Below are 20,103 nucleotides of genomic sequence, written 5' to 3' on the forward strand. Positions count from 1 at the left end.
AGCCCCACTCAGCCACCGCTCAGGGCCCCTGGGCATCGGCCCCGCGGCGTCCGCGGGGTGCCGCCGCCGCGGCCGGGCGGCGGCACCCCGAAACGGGTCTCAGTGCCTGGTCAGCCTTGGGTCCAGCGGAAATAGGCGTTGGTCAGTTCGTGCCGGGCGCGCGTACGTGAACCCGCCCAGACGCAGTAGCCGTCGGGGCGGATCAGGACGACTTCGACTCCTCGCCACGGCCCGGGACCCGCGACGATTCGGCCATTGAGGCGCAGGAGATTGCGGTCCGTCTCGGGGACCGAGGGCAGCAGCGGCCCGCCGGTACCGCCGTCGACGAGGACGAACCCGCCGTGGCGCAGCGCCTCGTGGAGCCGGAGCGGGGCGCCGTGCCCGCTGATCTCCAGGTCGGGGACCCGGGTGCCGGCCAGCGGCGACGCCCCGACGGCGGCGGCCATCGACGGGTACCGCGTGGCGATGCCGGACAGATGTCCGACCGCGAGCTGGTGGGCCGGCCGGACCCGGCTGGCCACGGACATCACGGCCTTGCGGGCGATCCGCTCGGGCAGCCGGTCGGAGGTCATCATGCGGGTGGCCAGGTCCGTCACCTTGATCACGCCCTGGGACACCCGGCGCCGCTCGAGCGCGTAGGTGTCCAGCAGATCGTCGGCGGCCCGCCCGTTGACCACGGCGCCCAGCTTCCAGCCGAGGTTCATGGCGTCCTGGATACCGAGGTTGAGCCCCTGTCCGCCGAGCGGGGAGTGGACGTGGGCGGCGTCACCGGCGATGAGCATGCGCCCCTTGCGGTAGAACGACGCCTGCCGCTCCTGGATGTGGAAGCGCGAGGTCCACAGCGGCTCGCTGGGCCGCATGTCCTTGCCGAACAGCTTGGCCAGGGTCTGGTCGACCTCCTGGAGCGTGACGGGCTCGTCCGACCAGGGCTTCTCCCGGTCGATCACGCCCATGCGGTACCAGCCGTTGCCGAAGTCGGTCGCCACCACCAGCCCGGCCCGGCCGACCCGGATCAGCAGCTGGTCGTCGAGCGGGGTGCCCAGCTTCACATCGGCGACGATGATCGTGTACGGGTAGGTCGCGCCGGTGAACTCGGCGCCCATGGCCTCCCGCACCCGGCTGCGCGAGCCGTCGCAGCCGACCAGCCAGGAGGCGCTCTCCTCCCATACCCGGCCGTCCTGCTCCAGCGTGCAGCGGACGACGGTGCCTTCTTGCCGGCAGTCGGTCAGGGCGACCCCGCGGTCCACGACCACCCCGAGCTCCGTGGCGCGCTTCTCCAGGATCTCCTCGGTCTCCCCTTGCGGGATGATGGTCAACTGGCCGTAGTCCGTGGCGAGTCGGCCCATGTCGAAGAGGGAGCCGCCGAGGGACACCCTCACCTGCGGAATCGGATTGGCGCGGGCCAGCACCTCATCGGCGACCCCGCGCATGTTGAGGACCTCCATGGTCCGTCCATGGAGTCCGAGGGCCCGGGACTCCCGGGTGCGGTCTTCCCGCCGTTCGACGACCCGGCAGCGCACGCCGGCCATGGCGAGTTCACCCGCCAGCATCAGACCGGTGGGGCCCGCGCCGGCGACGATCACGTCGAATGCGGTGGTCTTCTCGTCCAAAGCAATGACCTTTCTCGACCGTTCTCCGAGCACTGCCTCGCATCATGCGACCGGCCGGCGGACCGGTCGGCGGGACGCGCGGTCCCGCCGACCGTGGCCGAGCCCGTGGAGGGGCTCAGAAGATTCGTTTGCCTTTCACGAAGTGTTTGATCGCCTCGACGGCGGTGCCCACCATGTACGGCCGCATGTCCGCGGGCGCCTTGGTGCGGGACCAGAGCAGCATCTTGCGCAGCCGTGCCGGGTTCGGGTCGATGAACCGGACGTCGCGCTGGGCGATCTGCAGGGACGGCGGGATCCAGTCCGCCTGGCGCATCTTGGCGAACAGCTGGTCGGCCGCGTCCTGGGAACTCATCTCACCGGCTTCGACGGCCTCGCAGAAGTCGGCCATCTCGTCGAAGATCTGCCGGTACTCCGGCTTGTCCGGCCACCACAGACCGGGGTTCGGCACGTCCTCCATGCCCCGCCAGATGTCCGGGTCGTGCTGCCGGCGTGCCTTGAGGTCCTCGTGGATGACGCGGAAGGCACCGGGCAGGGAGCCGTAGCTCCAGATCCGGAAGACCGCGTTCCACAGGTCGTAGTCGGAGAAGCTGATGAAGGCCGAGTTGACCAGGCGGTCGTTGAAGTGGAGCAGGTTCTGCTCCAGCTGCTCGACGTAGGCGAACTGGGCCGGGTCGAAGTCGTCCCGCTTCAGCGCCTTGATCAGCCGCCAGGCCAGCACGTTGAGGATCTCGGCCGTGTTGGACAGCCCGCGGGAGAACAGCGGGTCGACGAAGCCCGCCGCGTGCGGCAGCAGGACCCAGCGCTCGCCGACGACCTGCTTCGAGGAGTACTGCAGCCGCCCGGTGCTGACCCAGGGACGGACGCTGCGCGCCCTGGCCAGCTGCCGCTTCACCAGCGGGAACCGGTCGACGTGGTGCCAGAACTCCTCCTCGGCCGTCATGTCGCTGGGCTTGGGGTAGCGACGCGGGTCGAGCTGGAGGCCGACGCTGCACAGCGGGTTGGTGCTCTTCGGGTGGTTGTCGAACGGGATGATCCAGAACCAGCCGCGGTCGAACATGTGGTGCATCGTGCCCTCGTGCCAGGGCCGCGGCGGCACGTCGTCCGGGCCCATGCGGACATGGTCGTCGACCCGGTCCACGTTGAGCATGTGGGTGAAGATCGACCGGGCGTGGTGCTTGAGCCGGGTCGGCTCCTCCCGCAGGCCCAGCTGCTCCGCGAGCGGGGAACGGAAGCCGCTGCCGTCGACGACGAAGCGGGCCCGGTGGGTGGTGCCGTCCACGCCGATGACCGTGACGCCGCTTTCGTCGAAGTCCACCTTCTCGACACGGTAGTTCTGCCGCGCCTGGCAGCCGTACTTCAGCGCCACGTGGAACAGGTACTGGTCGATGTCCTGGCGGAAGTAGTGGCTGGCCAGGTGCAGGACCTTCGGCAGCCGGAACTGGTTGATCTCCCGCGGGTCCGGCTCCTCGCCGTCCCGGTGGATCATGAAGCCGAAGTGCCGCTTCAGTCCGGAGGTCGTGCTGATGTACTGATTGCACTCCTCCAGGCTGCCGAGGTGACCGATCTCGGGCACGCCGTAGCGGTGGGCGAGCATCCGCAGGTGGACCAGGGTGTAGCCGACGGTCGACTCACCGATCGCGAACCGCGGGTGGGACCCGGCATCCAGGAGCAGGACCTTGTTTCCGGCCTTGGCAAGGATCGCGCCAAGGACGGAGCCGGCTAAGCCCGTGCCCAGGATGACGACATCGTAGGTGTCGCTCGACTGCTTCATTTCACTCCCCGTGTGGTCAGCTCGCGCTGGCGTTCCGGTGCTTGATGACTCGTCCGATCACAGGCCAGTACGCGGCCATGTGCTTGAGCTCCTCGGTGACCTTGAACTCCTCCTTGTCGAACCGCTTGCGCAGGAACAGGGTGAGACCGTCGTAGACCAGGTCGCCGATCTCGTCCGGGGCGTTCTTCTTCGCCCACTGCAAGGTCTGCAGGACCTTGACCGTGGAGGCGTCCGTCCAGTGGTTGTCGGGGTCGGCGAGACCGAAGGCGGGCGGGACGAAGTCGGCGGCGCGCAGTTGCGCGAGGATCTCCTCCGAGGCCTGCCGCGGGTCCGCGTTCCCCTTCTGCACCTCCTGCACGAGCGTGCTGACGTTCTTCAGCAGCCGGCGGACGGGGGCGTAGTCGGGGATCGCGCCGTCCGGGGCCTGGCGCTCGAGACGGGCGAGTCCGGCCGGGTCCCGGTCGTTCAGGAAGGTGGCGTAGGCGCGGTTGATCTCGAACGTGGCGAGGATCTGGCCGAGCGACCACACCCTGAACCAGGCGTTCCACAGGAACCAGCTGCCGAACGAGGTGTAGGCGTTGGCGACCAGGTCGTCGTTGAAGTCGAGCAGGCCCTGCTCCAGCTCCTGGACGTAGGAGAACCGCTCCTCGGCGAAGTCGTCCTCCTTGATGGCGTCCAGCAGGCGCCAGCCGAGGGCGTGGATGATCTCCATGGTGTTGGACAGACCGCGCGAGAAGAGCGCGTCCACGAAACCGGCCGCGTGCGAGGTCAGGCACCAGCGGTAGCCGACGGTCTGCTTGGAGGAGTACTGCAGACGCCCGGTGCGCACCCAGTCCCGGGTGGCGACCGCGCCCTCGAACTGCGGTGCGATGTCGGGGTACTTGGCGATGAAGTTGCGGAACTCCTCCTCCGGGGAGCAGTCCGGCGTGGGGTGGATGCGCGGGTCGAGGTTGAGGCCCACGCTGCACTGGGGGCTGGTGGCCAGCGGGTGGTTGTCGAAGGGGATGACCCACATCCAGCCGCCCTCGAACATGTGGTGGAGGGTGCCCTCGCTCCACGGGCTGGGGTTGTGGTGCGTGCCCTTCGGCAGGGTGTCCTCGTACGGCTTCACACCGATCATGTGGGTGAACAGCGAGCGCGACTGGTGGCGCAGCCGGCTGGGCTCCTCGCGCAGGCCGAACTTCTGCGCCAGCGGGGAGCGGTGGCCGCTGGCGTCCACGATGAACTTCACGCGCACCGGGTCGCCGTGGTCCGGGATGACGGTGACGCCGGTGTCGTCGATGTCGACGTCGACGATCTTCGTCTGCTGGCGGACCTCGGCGCCGTACTTGATGGCCACGTTCAGCATCCAGGCGTCGGTGTCCTGGCGGAAGAAGTGGTTCTCGGTGTGGGTGATCTTCGGGATCGGGAACATGCTGGTTTCCAGCGGGTTCTGGCGGGCGCCCTCGCGGTGGTAGAGGAAGCCGAAGTTGCGCTTCACACCGCAGTTGGTGGAGATCTTCGACTGCACGGCCTCGAAGGTCGTGAGCCATTTGACCTCGGGCACGCCGTACCGCTCGCTGACCAGCCTCATCATCATCGACGTGTACGGGATGGTGGACTCGCCGATGGCGAAGCGCGGGTGGGTGCCCGCGTCGAGGACGAGCACCTTCGCACCGTTGTTGGCGAGGCAGGCGGCCAGCGTGGTGCCGGCCAGGCCGGACCCCAGGATGGCCACGTCGTACTGCGGTGAGGTGGGGCTTTTGGGACGGAGGGCGTCAGTTGACATAAGCCTCTCCTTGGTCGATTGCGCCGTCTGGCTTCTGATGCGGCCAAGGTAGAAGCGTGACCTCGAAGTCTGGTCACATACAGGTCATGTTAACCATTAATGCATGCAACTGCATTGACGATGACAAATCGCCCATATTAAACCTTCACCCCGCGCCCACAAAGGGCGCACACGGCATACAAAAAACGGCCGGCCTCCCCCGAGGGGGAGGCCGGCCGCCGAGGCCGTACGGGAACGTCAGCCCATGTGCGCCACCGGCGCCGAGGCCTCACCGGGCCGCGGCTTCGGCGTGTTCATCAGCACGGCGATGACCACCGCACCGCAGGCCATGATCGCGCCGGCCCAGGTGAACGCGGTGGTGAAGCCCTCGGTCATCGCCTCGTGCACCACCGCGGGGTTCTTGCCCCCCGAGGAGTGATCCGCGAGGTACTCCGCCGCCGCGTCCGCGGCCAGCGTGCTGAGCAGCGCCGTACCGATCGAACCACCGATCTGCTGAGCGGTGTTGACGGTGCCGGAGGCCACGCCCGCGTGCTCGTCGGCGATCCGGTAGGTGGCGTAGTTCATCGCGGTGGCGATCACCAGACCCATGCCCGCGCCCTGGACGTACAGGGCGGGCGCGACCATCGTCCAGTAGCCGGAGCCCGGGTCCAGCGCGGCCAGCCAGAACAGTGCGCAGGCCGCGATGACCATGCCGGGCACCACGAGGGCGCGCGGCGGGGCCTTGGGGATCAGCTTGGTGGAGACACCGCCGGCGAACATGCCGACGCCGACCGGCAGCGGCAGGAAGGCCAGACCGGTCTCCACCGGGGAGTACCCCTTGACCAGCTGGAGGTAGAACGTCAGGAAGAACAGCGCGCCGAGCATGGCGATCATCGCGATGCCCACCGCGAGGTAGGAGCTGCCCCGGGTACGGTCGCTGATCACCCCGAGCGGCAGCAGCGGATGCGAGGAACGGGCCTCCACCGCGACGAACGCCAGCAGCAGCACCGCGCCGGCGGCGAACAGGCCGAGCACCAGGCCGGAGCCCCAGCCCTCGGACTCGGCCTCGCTGCACGCGTACACGATGGCGACGAGACCGGTGGTGACCAGCAGCACGCCGGGAATGTCCATCCGCGCGCGCACCGCTGCCCGCTGCTCCGGACCGAGGTACAGCACACCGAGCGCGGCGATCACGGCGATCGGCGCGTTGACGTACATGCACCAGGTCCAGTCCATGTACTCGGTGAGGAAGCCACCGAGCAGCAGACCGATGACGGCACCACTGGCGACGATGCCGCCGAAGATGCTGAACGCCTTGGCGCGTTCCTTCTGGTCGGTGAAGTTCACCGAGATCAGCGACAGCGCGGTGGGGGCGAGCAGGGCGCCGAAGACACCCTGCAGCACACGCGCCGTGAGCAGCATCTCGACGTTGGGCGCCGCGCCGCCGAGGCAGGAGGCGATCGCGAAGCCCGCCAGGGCGATCAGGAAGGCCCGCTTGCGGCCGGTGTAGTCGGCGATCCGGCCGCCGAGCAGCAGGAGGCTGCCGAAGGCGAGGGTGTATGAGGTGACGACCCACTGCCGGTTCTCATTGGAGAAGCCCAGGTCGGACTGCATCTCCGGCAGCGCGATGTTCACGATCGTGATGTCGAGAACCACCATCAGCTGGGCCAGGCAGATGAAGACGAGAGCCGTCCAGCGCTTGGGGTTCGCTAACGGGGCCGCTCCGACGGCGCCACCGCCGGGGACCCGGTCTTCGGATGTGGTCATGGGGGGAGATGCCTTTCTCCGTCGTTATATTCCGCAGACCCTGAATATAGGGCAAGGGACTGTGGCTCGGCCGGGCGGGTATCGGCCTGCTCCTGGAGCGTGACCTCACCGCGTCATGAATTCACCCGTTGATGGATTCATCCTGCCATGAATTATTCTCCCTGCTCGACGGTGCAGGCAAGTACCCCGTTCGGACCATCCACTCGAAGTAGAGCGACAGCAGTGACTCATCGAGCGGAGGACAAGCGATTCCCGAGCCCACCAGGGCCTGGACGGTGTTCGTGGCGTCGTAGTCGATGGCCTCCTCGCCGCCGACGACGAACTCCTCGACCACCCCCATGACGGGGTGCAGCTCGTTGTCGTTGACGCCGAACGACTCCTGCAGCCCCCGCCACCACTGCTCCACCGGCACCGTGCGGAACTCCCAGCCGTGCCGCTCCATCGCGGACAGCAGCTCCTTGAAGGCCGCCTTGCGCCGGTTGACCAGGTGGTACGTCAGCCCCCACGCGTGCGCTCCGCGGGAGATCCGCACCAGCGCCGAGGTGACGTAGTCGACCGGGGTCATCTCGATCTCCAGATCGAGATCCGGAGCCATCCCGAGCTGCACACAGCCCTTGATCACCCGGGTGGTGAAGTGCGTGGTCAGGCAGGCTCCGGTGCGCGAGTCGCCGAGCACCCGGCCGGGCCGGTGCATGTCGACGGGGATACCGCGCTCCTGCGCCTGGCGGACCAGCAGCTCGGCCGCCCACTTGGTCTGCACGTACCCGGTCACCAGCTTGCCGGCGCCGAGGATGTCGTCCCCCTCGCCGATCACGGTCCGGCCGTCGGCGGGGATGCCCCAGATGCCGTACGTCGACACGTACGAGACCGGGATCTGCTCCGGGCCGGCGCAGGCGAGCCGCAGGATCTCCTGGGTGCCGATCAGGTTCGCGGGCCGCAACTGCTCATAGGTGTAGGAGAAGTTGACCCAGGCGCCGTTGTGGTAGATCGCGTCCAGGGTGCCGGCGAGCCGGGTGAACTCCGCGTCCGCCAGGCCGAGCCGGGGCTTGGCCAGATCGCCGGGGACGACCTTGACGCGGTCCGCGGCATCCTCCCGCCAGGGCAGGTACTGCTCCAGGTTCCGCCGGATCCGGGCCAGGCCCGACTCCGGGGCGTCGCAGCGGACCAGGCAGTGGACGGTGGCGTCGGTGGTGGACAGCAGTTCGTCGAGGAGGTAGGCCCCGAGGAAGCCGGTGGCGCCGGTGAGCAGCACGTCGGTCGGGTCGGTGTAGCCCTCGCCGACCGGTCCGGCCGGCACGATCGCCGGGTCCAGGACGACGTCGGCCGCGATCAGCGCCGGCTCCGTCCAGTCCGCGGTCGGCTGCGGCGTGGCCTCGCCCTCGCCGCCGAGCTCGGTGTCCAGCAGCCGCACCCAGTCCTCCAGCGCGGTCCGCTCGAAGAACTGGCTCGGACGCACGCTGATGCCCAGATCGCCCTTGCAGCGCTTGACGACCTCCATGACCATCAGCGAGTCCAGGCCGTGCGACATCACGTCCGCCTCCGGCAGCACCGACTCCGGCTCCACCGCCAGCACCTCACCGAGCACCTGCTGGAGATAACCGGTCAGCACGGCCGTACGGCCTGCCGCGTCGGCCCCCTGCACGGCCTCCAGCACCGCCGTGGACGTGCCCCCGCCGGTGCCCTCGTCGATCTCGACCGTGCGCAGCACCGGGCGGTCGGCACGGGCCTCCATGACCGGCTTGTACACCGACCAGTCGGCGGAGCAGACCACCGCCTGCGGCGCGTCACCGGCCAGCAGTGCGTCCAGCAGCCGCAGACACTGCGGTGCGGAGAGCATGCGCAGACCGGTGGAGGTCAGGAACTCCACGACGTCGGCGCCGAACAGATTGGACGTCAGCTCCCACGGGCCCCAGCTCACGGTGAGCGCGGTCAGGCCCTGGGCGCGCCGGTACTCGGCGAGCGCGTCGAGGAAGGAGTTGGCGGCGGCGTAGCTGGTGACGTGCTGGGAGCCCCAGGTCGCGGCGATCGAGGAGAAGCCCAGGAAGAAGTCGAGCTCCAGTCCCTCGGTCAGCTGGTGCAGCAGCCAGCCGCCGACCACCTTGGGCCGCCACACGGCGTCGTAGTCGCTCGGGTCCGACACCGGGATGTCCCGCAGGAACTGCGGGACCGAGGTGCCGGCCGCGTGCACCACACCGCGCAGCGGCATCAGGCCGGTCGCCAGGCCCTGGATCACCGGCAGCATGTCCTCGATGTCGTTGACGTCGGCCGCGACCACGTCGACCAGCACCCCGGTCTCCTCCAGCGCGGACACGAAGTCGACGCGTTCCCGGACGGATCCGGTCAGCTCGGGGTCGTTCCACGTGGTGCGGGGCGGCAGCGGGGTGCGGCCGAGCAGGACGAGCTTGCCCGCGCCGCTGTCGGCGAGCCGGCGGGCGAGGGCCTGGCCGATGCCGCCGAACGCGCCGGTGATCAGATAGGTGCCCTGCCGGTCGATGCGCGGCCGGCGCCCGAGCTCCTCGGCGGTCAGCGGGAACTTCACCAGCCGCGCCACCCGGCGGCTCTCGCCGCGCAGCGCCTGCTGGTCCTCGGCGGCCGTGTCGGCGAGCGCCGCGACCAGCGCAGCGCCCTCGTCGCTCTCCCCCGGCCCCGGGTCGAGGTCGACGGCGCCGGCCCAGTGCTCGGGGTGCTCCAGCGCGATCGCCCGGCCGAGACCCCAGAGCGTCCCGGCGAAGGGCGAGGTGACGCCCTGTTCCGCCAGGGCGGGCACGGCACCCCGGGTGACCAGGCTGAGCCCGGTCTTCGTGCAGGCCGCGCGGGCCGTCAGGCCCTGGATGAGGGCGACGGCGGCCAGTTCGGCGCGGTCCCGGAAGGCGGTGAGCGAGTCCGCGTCGGCGGCGTCCGGGCGCGGCGCGTCCAGGCCGGTCAGCAGCACCACCCGGTGCGGGGCGACCCCGTCGGGCAGCTCGCGCAGCCAGTCGTCCAGGTCGGGGGCGCCGGACTCCTCGATCCGGCAGTGCGCGCCCCGGGCCCGCAGCGCGGTGGCCAGCCGGCGGGCGGTTCCGGTGCGGTCGGGCACCAGCAGCCAGCCCTGGCCGGACAGGTCCGGTGCGGCGGCGGCCGGTTCGATCTCGTGCCATTCCAGCCGGGTGAGCAGTTCCTCCGGGTCCCGCCAGGGCGCCGGGGCGGGCGCCGCGGCGGACGCCGTCCGGCTGACGACCGTCAGATCGCGGATGCCGCCCAGGTAGGCGCCGTCCTCGGCGAACAGGTCGACGCTGCCGCAGACCGTGCCGGGCTCCTTGCCGCTCTGGGCGATGGCCCGTACGTAGCGGGCACGGTCCAGCGATTCGAGGGTGGCCTCGGTGATCCGCCCGGCGAAGCCCGCCTCGCTCAGCCCCGCGTCCCAGGACACGGCCGCCACGGCCGCGTCGAAGACCTGCACGGCGTGGTCGGCGGTCTCCCCGCTGTCCAGGCCGAGGGCCACCAGCACACCCTCGTCACCGCGGTGCGCCGAGACGACGGCACCGATCAGGGCGTCCGACAACGAGGCCGTCTCGTAGTGGAGTTCGTCCCGGTACTCCTGCCCGGCCAGCGTCGGCGCCGAGCTGCCGGAGTGCCGCGAGCGGGTGCTCGCCCGGCGCCGCAGAACGGCGTGGGCGTGCCGCGTCCAGGGTGCTCCGGCGGCCGCCTCGGCCGGGGTCTGGCTGTGCAGTTCCACGATCGCGCAGCCGTCGTCGTCCTTGTTGACGGTGATCTGCAGCACCCGCCCGGCCCGGTCCATCGGCGGCGGCTGGAACACGTCGAGCTGCTCGATGCAGGACCACACCCCGCCGAGCGCGTCCGCGGCCGCCGCCCGCGCCGCCCGGCCCAGCGAGCCGACGGGCAGGAACCTGAGGCCGTCGGAGTCGGTGCGCGCGTAGCGGTCCCACTCCGGCTCGTCCAGCTGGAGCTCATAGGTCGGTACGGCGCTGTGCAGCCGGATCCCGGCCTGCGGCACCGGAGTGCCGGCGGCGGCAGCCCGGGGCGCCGCACGGCGCTCCTCGAACCAGTAGCGCTCGCCGTGCCAGGGGGTGACCGGCAGGGCCACCCGGCGCGGAGTGCGTCCCGAACCCGAGTGCACCACCGTCCAGTCCACGGTCTCGCCGCGCAGGTGCAGCAGACCCAGCGCCCGCTGGACGGCGGTGCGGTCCTCGGGTGCGCCGGCCCTCGGCTTGTACAGGGACGGCACGTACAGGCAGTCGCCGTCCAGGCCGGTGCGCTCCCCGATGCCGCTGAGCACCGGGGCGGGGCCGATCTCCAGGAAGGTGCGGGCCCCTTCCGCGTGCAGCGCGGTGAGGCCGTCGTGGAAGCGGACCGTGCCGGCCGCGTGCCGCACCCAGTACTCCGGGCCGCAGTCCTCGGCGGTCCAGGCGCGTCCGGTGTGGTCGGAGACCAGCGGCAGGTCCGGCATCCGGTAGGTCAGCGACTCGGCGACCGCGCGGAACTGAGCCAGCATCGGCGCCAGCAGCGGGGAGTGGAAGGCGTGGCTGACGGTGAGCCGGGTGGTGCGCATCCCGCGCCGCTCCAGCGCCGTGCGCACCGCGTCCACGTCGGCGGCGGCACCCGAGATCACCACGCTGGAGGGGCCGTTGACCCCGGCCAGCGACACCGTGTCGCGGTATCCGGCGATGGCCGTGCGGGCCGTGGCCTCGTCGCAGTCCAGGGCGGCCATGGCGCCGCCCGCGGGCAGCTCGGCCATCAGGGCGGCGCGCGCCGCGACCAGCCGGACGGCGTCCGGCAGTTCGAAGACGCCCGCGATGCAGGCGGCGACGATGCCGCCGATGCTGTGCCCGAGCAGCCCGCTGGGCTTCAGACCCCAGGACTGCCACATCCGGGCCAGCGCGTACTCGACGGCGAACAGCGCGGGCTGGGTGTAGCGGGTGTCGTCGACCGGCGACTCCTGGCCGGGCTCGGGCCACACCACGGACGCCAGCGGGCGGTCCAGATGGACGTCGAACAGGTCCGCGGCCTCGTCGAAGGGGGTGCGGAAGGCGGGCTCGTCGGCCAGGCCGCGGGCCATTCCGGCGTACTGCGAGCCCTGGCCGGTGAACAGCCAGGCCGTCTTGCGGTGCTTGTGGACGGGCAGTTCGGCGGTCGCGGTGCCGGAGGCCCGCTCGCCGCGCGCGAACGCCTCCAGCGCGGCGGCGAGTTCGCCCGCCGCGGCGCCGGTGACGGCAAGTCCGTGCCGCTGCCGGGACCGGCCGACCTGGCTGGTCCAGCTGATGTCGGCGAGCGGGATCCCGGGGTTGTCGCGGAGGTGGCCGGCGTAGCGCCCGGCCAGTTCGGCGAGGCCCTCGGCGGAGTGCGCGGACAGGGTCAGCACCTGGGGCCCGGCGGACGCCGGCGGCTCGGCCTTGACGGGCGCCGCGCTGATGACGGCGTGCGCGTTGGTGCCGCTCGCGCCGAAGCTGCTGATGCCGCCGACGCGGGGCCGGCCGCCCTCCGCGTCCCATGGCCCGCCGTCCTTGGTGACCTCGACGTTCAGCTTGCCCCAGTCGACGTTGGGGTTGGGGTCGTTGAAGTGCAGGTGCGGCGGGATGTGACCGTGCTGCAGGGCCAGGACCAGCTTCAGCACACCGGCGATGCCGGCCGCCGATTCCAGGTGGCCGATGTTGGTCTTGATCGAGCCGACCTTCAGCGGGTTGTCCGCCGGGCGGTTGCGGCCGATCACGGCCTGGAGGGCGCGCAGTTCGATCGGGTCGCCGAGCGCGGTGCCGGTGCCGTGCGCCTCGATGTAGTCGACGTCGCCGGGCGCGATGCCCGCCTGCTCCAGGGCACCGCGGATGACGCCCTGCTGGGCGGCCGGGTTGGGCACCGTGAGCCCGCTGCTGCGTCCGTCGTGGTTGACGGCCGAGCCGCGGACCAGCGCCAGCACCGGGTCGCCGTCGCGCAGCGCGTCGGAGTAGCGCTTGAGGACGACCACACCGGCGCCCTCACCGCGCACATAGCCGTTCGCACCCGCGTCGAAGGTCTTGCAGCGGCCGTCCGGGGAGAGCCCGCCGAACTTGCTCATCATGACGAAGCCGTACGGCGACAGCATCAGGTTGACGCCGCCGGCGAGTGCCATGTCGCACTCGCCGGTGCGCAGGTCCTGGCAGGCCTCGTGCAGGGCGACCAGGGAGGAGGAGCAGGTCGTGTCGACGACCTTGCTCGGTCCCATCAGGCCGAGGGTGTAGGAGATCCGGCCCGCGACGAAGCTGGGCTCGCCGACCAGCTGGTAGGCGTCGACGTCCCGGATGTCGCCCTCGCTCTGGCGCATCCGGGCGTAGTCGGTGGTGGAGACGCCGAAGTAGACGCCGGTGGGGCTGCCGGTGAGCCGGTCCGGGGCGTACCCGGCCCGCTCCAGCGCCTCCCAGGCCACCTCCAGCACCAGCCGCTGCTGCGGGTCCATGCCGACGGCCTCGCGCGGCGAGATGCCGAAGACGCCGGGCTCGAACAGGTCCACGCGCTCGTCGAGGAAGCCGCCCTGGGTGACGTACGCCTTGCCGGGCTGGTCGGGGTCGTCGTCGAACACCGCCTGCGCGTCGCCACGTTCGGCCGGGAAGTCCCGGATGGTGTCGGTGCCCGCCACCAGCATCCGCCACAGCGAGTCGGGGTCCTTGGCGCCGCCCGGCAGCCGGCAGCCGAGCCCGATGACGGCGATGGGCTCGTCCAGCGGGCGGCTGCGGTTCTTCGCCAGCTCGCCCTGGAGCTTCTCGATCGTGCGGACGGCTTCGACGAGTTTGGCCCGGTAGTCCGGGGTCGTCATGGTCAGTCTCCCTCGGTCAACAGGGCTTCGGACGACGCCAGCGCGTCGTCGAGACGGCTCAGCAGGGAGTCGTCGTCGAGGTCATCCAGGTCCTCGGCCGGCTCCTGCGGGGCGGCTGCCTCGACGGGTTCGGCCTGGTCCTGCGGTTCGGTGAGCACCTCGTCGAGGACGAAGCGGGCGAAGGACGTGACATTGGGGCACTCGAACATGACGGTGCCGGGCAGTTCGAGGCCCAGCTCGCGTTCGGCGCGCTGCTTGAGGTCCTGGGAGAGCACCGAGTCCATACCGAGGTCGAAGAAGCCCTGGTCGGGCGAGACATCGGCCTCCTCGCCGAGCACCTGCGCGACCAGCTTGAGCAGCAGGTCGACCAGTCGCTCCTCCCGCCGGTCGGGCGGCAGCGCGAGCAGTTCGGCGGCGAGATCACCGGCGGGTCCCGGCGCGGCCGGGGCCGCGGGCTGCGGCTCGGCCTGCGGCCGGGCTTCCACCGCGTAGGGAGTGTCCACCCAATAGGGCTTGCGCTGCCAGGGGTAGGCGGGCAGCGGTACCGGGCGGTGCGCTCCGGGAACCAGCCGGTCCCAGTCGACGCCCGCCCCGTGGGCGTGCAGCGCCCCCGCCAGTTCCAGCAGCTCGACCGGGCCGAGGTAGGCCTTCTCGATGCCGCTGGGCTGGCGCCGGCGCGGCGCGGTGAGCTGGACCGGGACGGTCTCCCCCGGCTCCGCCGCCGCGTCCAGGGCGGCACCCAGCATGCGGATGGCGCGGCTTCCGGTGCCGATGTCGAGCAGCACGTCGAGGCCGGCCATGATGACCTCGTTGGCCAGCGCGTTCCAGCCGTCGGCGGCGGAGTGGCGGGCCACCCGCGCCCCGTCGGACTGCGCGGGGACGGGCACACCGGCCGCGAGCAGCCGTACGGCGTTGACGAGCGTGAGGTCGCCCGCTGCCACGGCGGCCGCGTACTCGCCGATGTCCCAGCCGACCACCGCGTCGGGCTCGACGCCGAGCACCTTCCACAGGGCGGTCGTCGCGAGCTGGCCCGCGAACACCTCGCCGGCGTGCTCCACGCTGCCCGGGTGCGCCGGGCCCTCGGGTTCGCCCAGTTCGGCGCGGAGCGCCTCGCGGGCCTCGGCGAGGGTGGTGCGGTAGGCCTCGATGGCCTCCGGGTCCCCGGCCAGTGCCTCCTCGTGACCCGTCAGGTCGGCGGGGGTGCGGCCGTAGACGAACAGCACCGATGCCTCGTCGCGGGCCTGCACCGGGCGGGCCCGGTCCAGGGCGGCGAGGAGTTCGTCGCGGCTGCGTCCGACGGCCGTGATCCGGTGCGCGAGGTGGGCGCGGCGGGCGCCCGACGTCCAGCACAGGTCGGCGAGTTCGCCGGCGTCGGCGGTGGCGACGCGCTCGCGCATCAGGGCCGTGGCGTCGGTCAGGGCGTCCGGGGTCGCGGCGGACACGGTCAGCACACAGGGCCGTACCGGCCGGGGCGCGGCCGGGGGCTCCGGCCGGACCGGGGCCTCCTGGACCAGGACGTGGGCGTTGGTGCCGGTGAAGCCGAACGCGCTGATGCCCGCGATCCTGGGCCGTTCGCCGCGCGGCCACGGCACGGGGTCCCCGGCCACGTCCAACGGCAGCTTCGCCCAGTCCAGCTGGCGGGTCGGCTCGGACAGGTGGAGCTGGGCGGGGATGCGCTCCCGGCCGAGCGCCAGCACCGTCTTGATCAGTCCGGTGACTCCGGCGGCGGCCTCCAGATGGCCGACGTTGGTCTTCACCGAGCCCACCACCAGCGGGCGGTCGGCGGGTCGGCCGGTGCCCAACGCCCCTGCCAGGGCGCGCAGTTCGACGGCGTCGCCGAGCCGGGTGCCGGTGCCGTGCGCCTCGACGTAGGACACCTCGTGCGGTTCGATTCCGGCCTGGTCGAGCGCGGTGAGGATGACCTCTTCCTGGGCGGTGCCGCTGGGCACGGTGAATCCGCCGCTGGCCCCGTCCTGGTTGACCGCGCTGCCGCGGATGATCGCGTACACCCGGTCACCGTCGCGCAGGGCGGTCGAGAGTTTCTTGAGGATGACCACACCCGCGCCCTCGCCGCGGCCGTAACCGTCGGCGGAGTCGTCGAAGGTCTTGCACCGTCCGTCGGGGGCGAGCGCCCCGGCCGCGCCCATGGAGAGGAACACCGTCGGGGTCGCCATGACGTTGACCCCGCCGGCCAGCGCCAGCCGGCTCTCCCCCGCGCGCAGGCTCTGGCAGGCCAGGTGCACGGCGGTGAGGGAGGAGGAGCAGGCGGTGTCCACGGCGAGGCTCGGGCCGCGCAGTCCCAGGAAGTAGGAGATGCGGCCCGCGGTGGCGCTGAAGGAGTTGCCGGTGCCGTAGTACAGGTCGACGTCGGCCTCGCGGCGGGTCACCAGCTGCTGGTAGTCGGTCGTGTTGAGGCCGACGAACACCCCGGTACGGGTGCCGCCGATCCGGTCGGCGCGAACCCCGGCGTCCTCCAGCGCCTCCCAGGCCACCTCCAGGAACAGCCGCTGCTGCGGGTCCATGGTGCGGGCCTCGCGGGGCGAGATCCGGAAGAAGGAGTTGTCGAACCCGTCGACCTCACCGAGGAAGGAGCCGCGGGCCGGTACGCCGTCGAGGGCCGCGGCGTCCCACCGCTGGGCGGGCACGTCACCGCTGGCGTCGACGCGCTGTTCGAGCAGCCGCCAGAAGTCCTCGGGCCCTCCGACACCGCCGGGGAGGCGGCAGCCGATACCGACGACGGCGATGGGCTCGACGGCCTCGTCGCCGTCGAAGGCGGGCTCGGGTACGGCGACAGAATCGGCCTCGGCAGACCCCGAGCCCGAGGACTCGGCAGCGGAGGCGACAGTCACCGCTTCCTTGGAATCACCGGGTTCACCAGCACCGCCAAGGGGCGCGGGGAACTGCGCGACCGGCCCGGACGGCGCAGCAGCCGCCCCACCGCCCGACTCGGCACTCACAGCGGAGCGCTCCGGCTCCGGAACCAACGTCATGATGTAGTCCGTAAAACCGTCAATCGTGCCGTGCGCCAGCGCATCCGCACCGTCCACCGGCACCCGCAGTTCCTCCGCCACCCGGCGGGCGAACTCCGCGACCGAGATCGAGTCGATGCCCAGCTCGAAGAACCCCCGGGTACGCGGCAGCCGCTTGCGCGGCCCGTGGCCGAGGACCTTGACCAGCTGGGCGTGGACCGTGGACGCCACGTGCTCCCGGCCATGGGCGACCGGCGCGGACGGCGGCGCCTCGGCGGGCTCCTCCGCGGAGAGCGTGGCCACGGCGGCCGGAGCGGGAGCGGCGGCAGCCGGGACGGTGGCTGGAGCGGCAGCCGCAGGCGCCGCGGTCGCGGCCCCCGCGTCCGCCCCGAGCTCCGCGACCACGCGTCCCTTCGCGTCCACCAGCCGCACCTCGGCCCGCAGGCCGTTCAAGTCGGCCGGGCCCGAGCCCTGTTCGCCGCGCTCCACGCCGTCCAGCCAGAACCGCTCGTCGGCCCAGCGGTGCGGCGGCAGGGTCACCGGGCGCACCGGCGCGCCGTGCGCCTCGGCCCAGTCGATCTCGACGCCGGCCTCGTGCAGCTTGGCCCGGGAACGGGCCAGCATGGTCGGGCCGTCCTGGCCCCGGACCAGCGAGGAGACGACCGGTCCGCGCCGCTCGCGGTGCGCGAGGGAGGCCTGGAGCGGACGGGAGAGGACGGGGTGCGCCCCGATCTCGACGAACGCCGTCTCGCCCTCGGCGAGCAGCGTGTCGACGACGGGCCACAGCCGCACCGGCTCCCGCAGGTTGGCGCTCCAGTAGGCCGCGTCGAGCGGGACCTCCTGGCCCGGCAGGGCCGTGGACAGGAACGGCACGGTCGGCGCCTTCGGCGTCAAGTCGCTGAGCAGGTCGGCGAGTTCGTCGGCGTAAGGCTGCATCAGCGGGGAGTGGAAGGCGTAGTCGACCGGGAGCGCGACCACGTTGACGCCGTCGTCGGCGAGCTCGCGGACCGCGCTCTCCACGGCCTCCTTGGGCCCGGCGACGACGACGGAGGCGGGTCCGTTCTCGGTGGCGACGACGACCTCGGGGTGGCGGGCGGCGAGCCGCTCGCGGACCTGGTCGGCGCCGAGTTCGACGTTGGCCATCCGGCCGGTGCCGGCGGCCCGGTGCATCAGCCGTCCGCGGTGCGCCACGAGCCGTACGGCGTCCTCGAGTTCGAGCGCGCCGGACATGTGCGCGGCGGCGACCTCGCCCATGCTGTGGCCGATCACCGCGTCGGGGCGCACGCCCCAGGACTGCCAGAGCCGGGCGAGCGCGACCTGGACCGCGAACACCGCGGGCTGGGCGACGTCCGTGGCCTTGACCCGGGCCGGGTCGGCGTCGCGCAGGACGTCGTACAGGGACCAGCCGGCCTCGGCGCGCAGCAGTTCGTCGCAGTCGTCGAGAACGTCGCGGACCACGGGCTCGCTCTCGGCGAGGTCCAGGCCCATGCGCGGCCACTGCGAGCCCTGCCCGGAGAAGACATGGATCAGCTTCGGCGGGTTCTCGGCGGCCCGGGTGCCCTCGGCGTCGGCGAGCGCGGCGGTGATCTCGGCCGCGTCCTTGCCGACGACGGCGATCCGGTGCTTGAGATGGGTGCGCCGTACGGCGGAGGCGGCCGCGGCCGGTCCGACCGGGTCGGCGAGCCGGGCGCCGTAGTCGGCGGCCAGCCGGCGCAGCCCCTCGGCGGTGGTCGCCGAGATGAGCAGGGTGTGCGGTCCGTCCGGGAGGTCGGTGGCCGCGGGCTGCGGGGCGCTGCCGAGCACGATGTGCGCGTTGGTGCCGGAGAGCCCGAAGGCGCTCACGCCCGCGGTCAGCGGCAGGTCCTCGCCGGGCAGCCGGACGTGCTCGACCGGGACCAGCGTCCCGGAGGACTCCCAGTCGATCATCGGGGCCGGATAGACATGGTGGATCTGCCCCGGGACCGTGCGGTGCCGGAGCACCAGCATCGTCTTGAGCAGGCCCGCGATGCCCGCGGCGGAGTCCATGTGCCCGAAGTGCGCCTTGTGGGAGCCGACCAGCAGGGGCTCCTCGGGCGGCCGGGTGCGGCCGAGCACCTCGGTGAGCGCGGAGATCTCCAGCGGGTCCCCGAGCGGGGTGCCGGTGCCGTGCGCCTCGACGAACACCGGCTCCTCGGGGGCAACCGACGCCGAGGCCAGCGCCGAGCGCAGCAGGGCCTGCTGCGCGAGGGCGTTGGGGGCGGTCAGTCCGGCGCTGCGGCCGTCCTGGTTGACGGCCGAGCCACGGATCAGCCCGTGGACGCGGTCGTGGTCGCGTACGGCGTCGGCGTACCGCTTGAGGACGACGACGCCGCAGCCCTCGCCGCGGACGATGCCGTCGGCGCGGGCGTCGAAGGGGCGGCACCGTCCGGTCGGGGACAGCGCTTGCACCTTGCCCATGAAGACGGACAGCTCGGGCGCGACGATCACGTTCACGCCGCCCGCGAGCGCGGTGTCGGCCTCGCCGTTGCGCAGTGCCTGGCAAGCCAGGTGGACGGCGACCAGCGACGAGGAGCAGGCGGTGTTGACGGTCATCGCGGGACCGTGCAGCCCGAAGGTGTAGGCGATGCGTCCGGCGGCGAAGCTGAACTCCTTGCCGGAGGCGAAGTAGGGGTCGATGGCCTGGATCCCGGAGGTCCGGGCGTGCAGGAGCAGGTAGTCGGAGCCGAGGATGCCCATGTGGACCGAGGTCCGGGTGCCCTCCCAGCCGCCGCGCGGCAGCCCGGCGTCCTCCATGGCCTCCGAGCACACCTCCAGCAGCAGCCGCTGCTGGGGGTCCATGCCGCGGGCCTCGCGCGGGGAGACGCCGAAGTAGTCGGCGTCGAACCGGTCGATCTCGTCGAGGAAGCCGCCCTCCCGGCAGTAGGTGGTGCCGGGGTTGTGCCGGTCGGGGTGGTGGAAGTCGTCGCTCCAGCGGTCGGCGGGTACCGGCGTGATGACGTCCACGCCGTCCATCAGCACCCGCCACAGCCCGTCGAGGTCGCGTACGCCGCCGGGGAAGCGGCAACCGGCCCCGACGACTGCGATGTCGTCGGGGCGCGGCTCGTACCGTCGGTTCTCAGCCATGGACCGGTGTACCTCCCGTTGTGACCTGGCTCCGTCGACCGGCCAGGTATCCGGCGAGCGACCGGATCGTCGGATGACGTACCAGTGCACGCGGGTCAACCTCGTCGCCGAGCCAGTCCGCCAGGGCCGTGGTGATCACCAGGCTGTCCGCGGAGTCGATGTCGAACTCGTCGAAGCACAGGTGGACCGACACCATCGCCGGTGGAAGCAGGGTCCTTTGTGCAATCTGCTCCACCAGCCAGTTCTCCACCGCTTCGGGGGTGATCTCCCTCGCAGGTCCGCTCACCGTGGCACCTCTCATCCTCAAGTGCGGCCGAAAGCGACGGTAGGCAGACGGACTCAAGACGCCCTTG

At 71.8% G+C, this 20,103-nt stretch carries 7 protein-coding genes; all 7 read right to left on the reverse strand.

Annotation, left to right across the window (positions count from 1 at the left end):
* Nucleotides 1–110: 110 nt before the first annotated feature.
* On the reverse strand, nucleotides 111–1,610 hold the full coding sequence (locus ACWD11_RS18485; RefSeq protein ID WP_451284105.1) for an FAD-dependent monooxygenase: 1,500 nt from the start codon (nucleotides 1,608–1,610) through the stop codon (nucleotides 111–113).
* Nucleotides 1,611–1,725: 115 nt separating this feature from the next.
* Entirely contained in the window at nucleotides 1,726–3,381 is a 1,656-nt protein-coding gene (locus tag ACWD11_RS18490) for an NAD(P)/FAD-dependent oxidoreductase (RefSeq protein ID WP_389419977.1), read from the reverse strand.
* Between the two features lie 16 nt (nucleotides 3,382–3,397).
* On the reverse strand, nucleotides 3,398–5,149 hold the full coding sequence (locus ACWD11_RS18495) for an NAD(P)/FAD-dependent oxidoreductase (RefSeq protein ID WP_389419978.1): 1,752 nt from the start codon (nucleotides 5,147–5,149) through the stop codon (nucleotides 3,398–3,400).
* A gap of 237 nt (nucleotides 5,150–5,386) precedes the next feature.
* Nucleotides 5,387–6,895, reverse strand: coding sequence for an MFS transporter (locus ACWD11_RS18500; protein WP_389419979.1), 1,509 nt, complete (start codon nucleotides 6,893–6,895; stop codon nucleotides 5,387–5,389).
* Nucleotides 6,896–7,016: 121 nt separating this feature from the next.
* Nucleotides 7,017–13,679, reverse strand: a complete 6,663-nt coding sequence (locus ACWD11_RS18505) for a thioester reductase domain-containing protein (protein ID WP_451284107.1) — start codon at nucleotides 13,677–13,679, stop codon at nucleotides 7,017–7,019.
* Between the two features lie 2 nt (nucleotides 13,680–13,681).
* Nucleotides 13,682–19,750 (reverse strand): type I polyketide synthase, encoded by a 6,069-nt coding sequence (locus tag ACWD11_RS18510; RefSeq protein ID WP_451284109.1) that lies wholly within the window; start codon nucleotides 19,748–19,750, stop codon nucleotides 13,682–13,684.
* Entirely contained in the window at nucleotides 19,743–20,036 is a 294-nt protein-coding gene (locus ACWD11_RS18515) for an acyl carrier protein (protein ID WP_389419982.1), read from the reverse strand. The genes ACWD11_RS18510 and ACWD11_RS18515 overlap by 8 nt, the downstream gene beginning before the upstream one ends.
* Between the last annotated feature and the right edge of the window lie 67 nt (nucleotides 20,037–20,103).

It is taken from the genome of Streptomyces sp. NPDC002776 (assembly GCF_053592195.1).

Bases quoted from the DNA above. Each gene is read 5' to 3' on its own strand.
- ACWD11_RS18500 (WP_389419979.1), bottom strand. From the start codon at position 6,895: ATGACCACATCCGAAGACCGGGTCCCCGGCGGTGGCGCCGTCGGAGCG.
- ACWD11_RS18490 (WP_389419977.1), bottom strand. From the start codon at position 3,381: ATGAAGCAGTCGAGCGACACCTACGATGTCGTCATCCTGGGCACGGGC.
- ACWD11_RS18495 (WP_389419978.1), bottom strand. From the start codon at position 5,149: ATGTCAACTGACGCCCTCCGTCCCAAAAGCCCCACCTCACCGCAGTAC.
- ACWD11_RS18510 (WP_451284109.1), bottom strand. From the start codon at position 19,750: ATGGCTGAGAACCGACGGTACGAGCCGCGCCCCGACGACATCGCAGTC.
- ACWD11_RS18505 (WP_451284107.1), bottom strand. From the start codon at position 13,679: ATGACGACCCCGGACTACCGGGCCAAACTCGTCGAAGCCGTCCGCACG.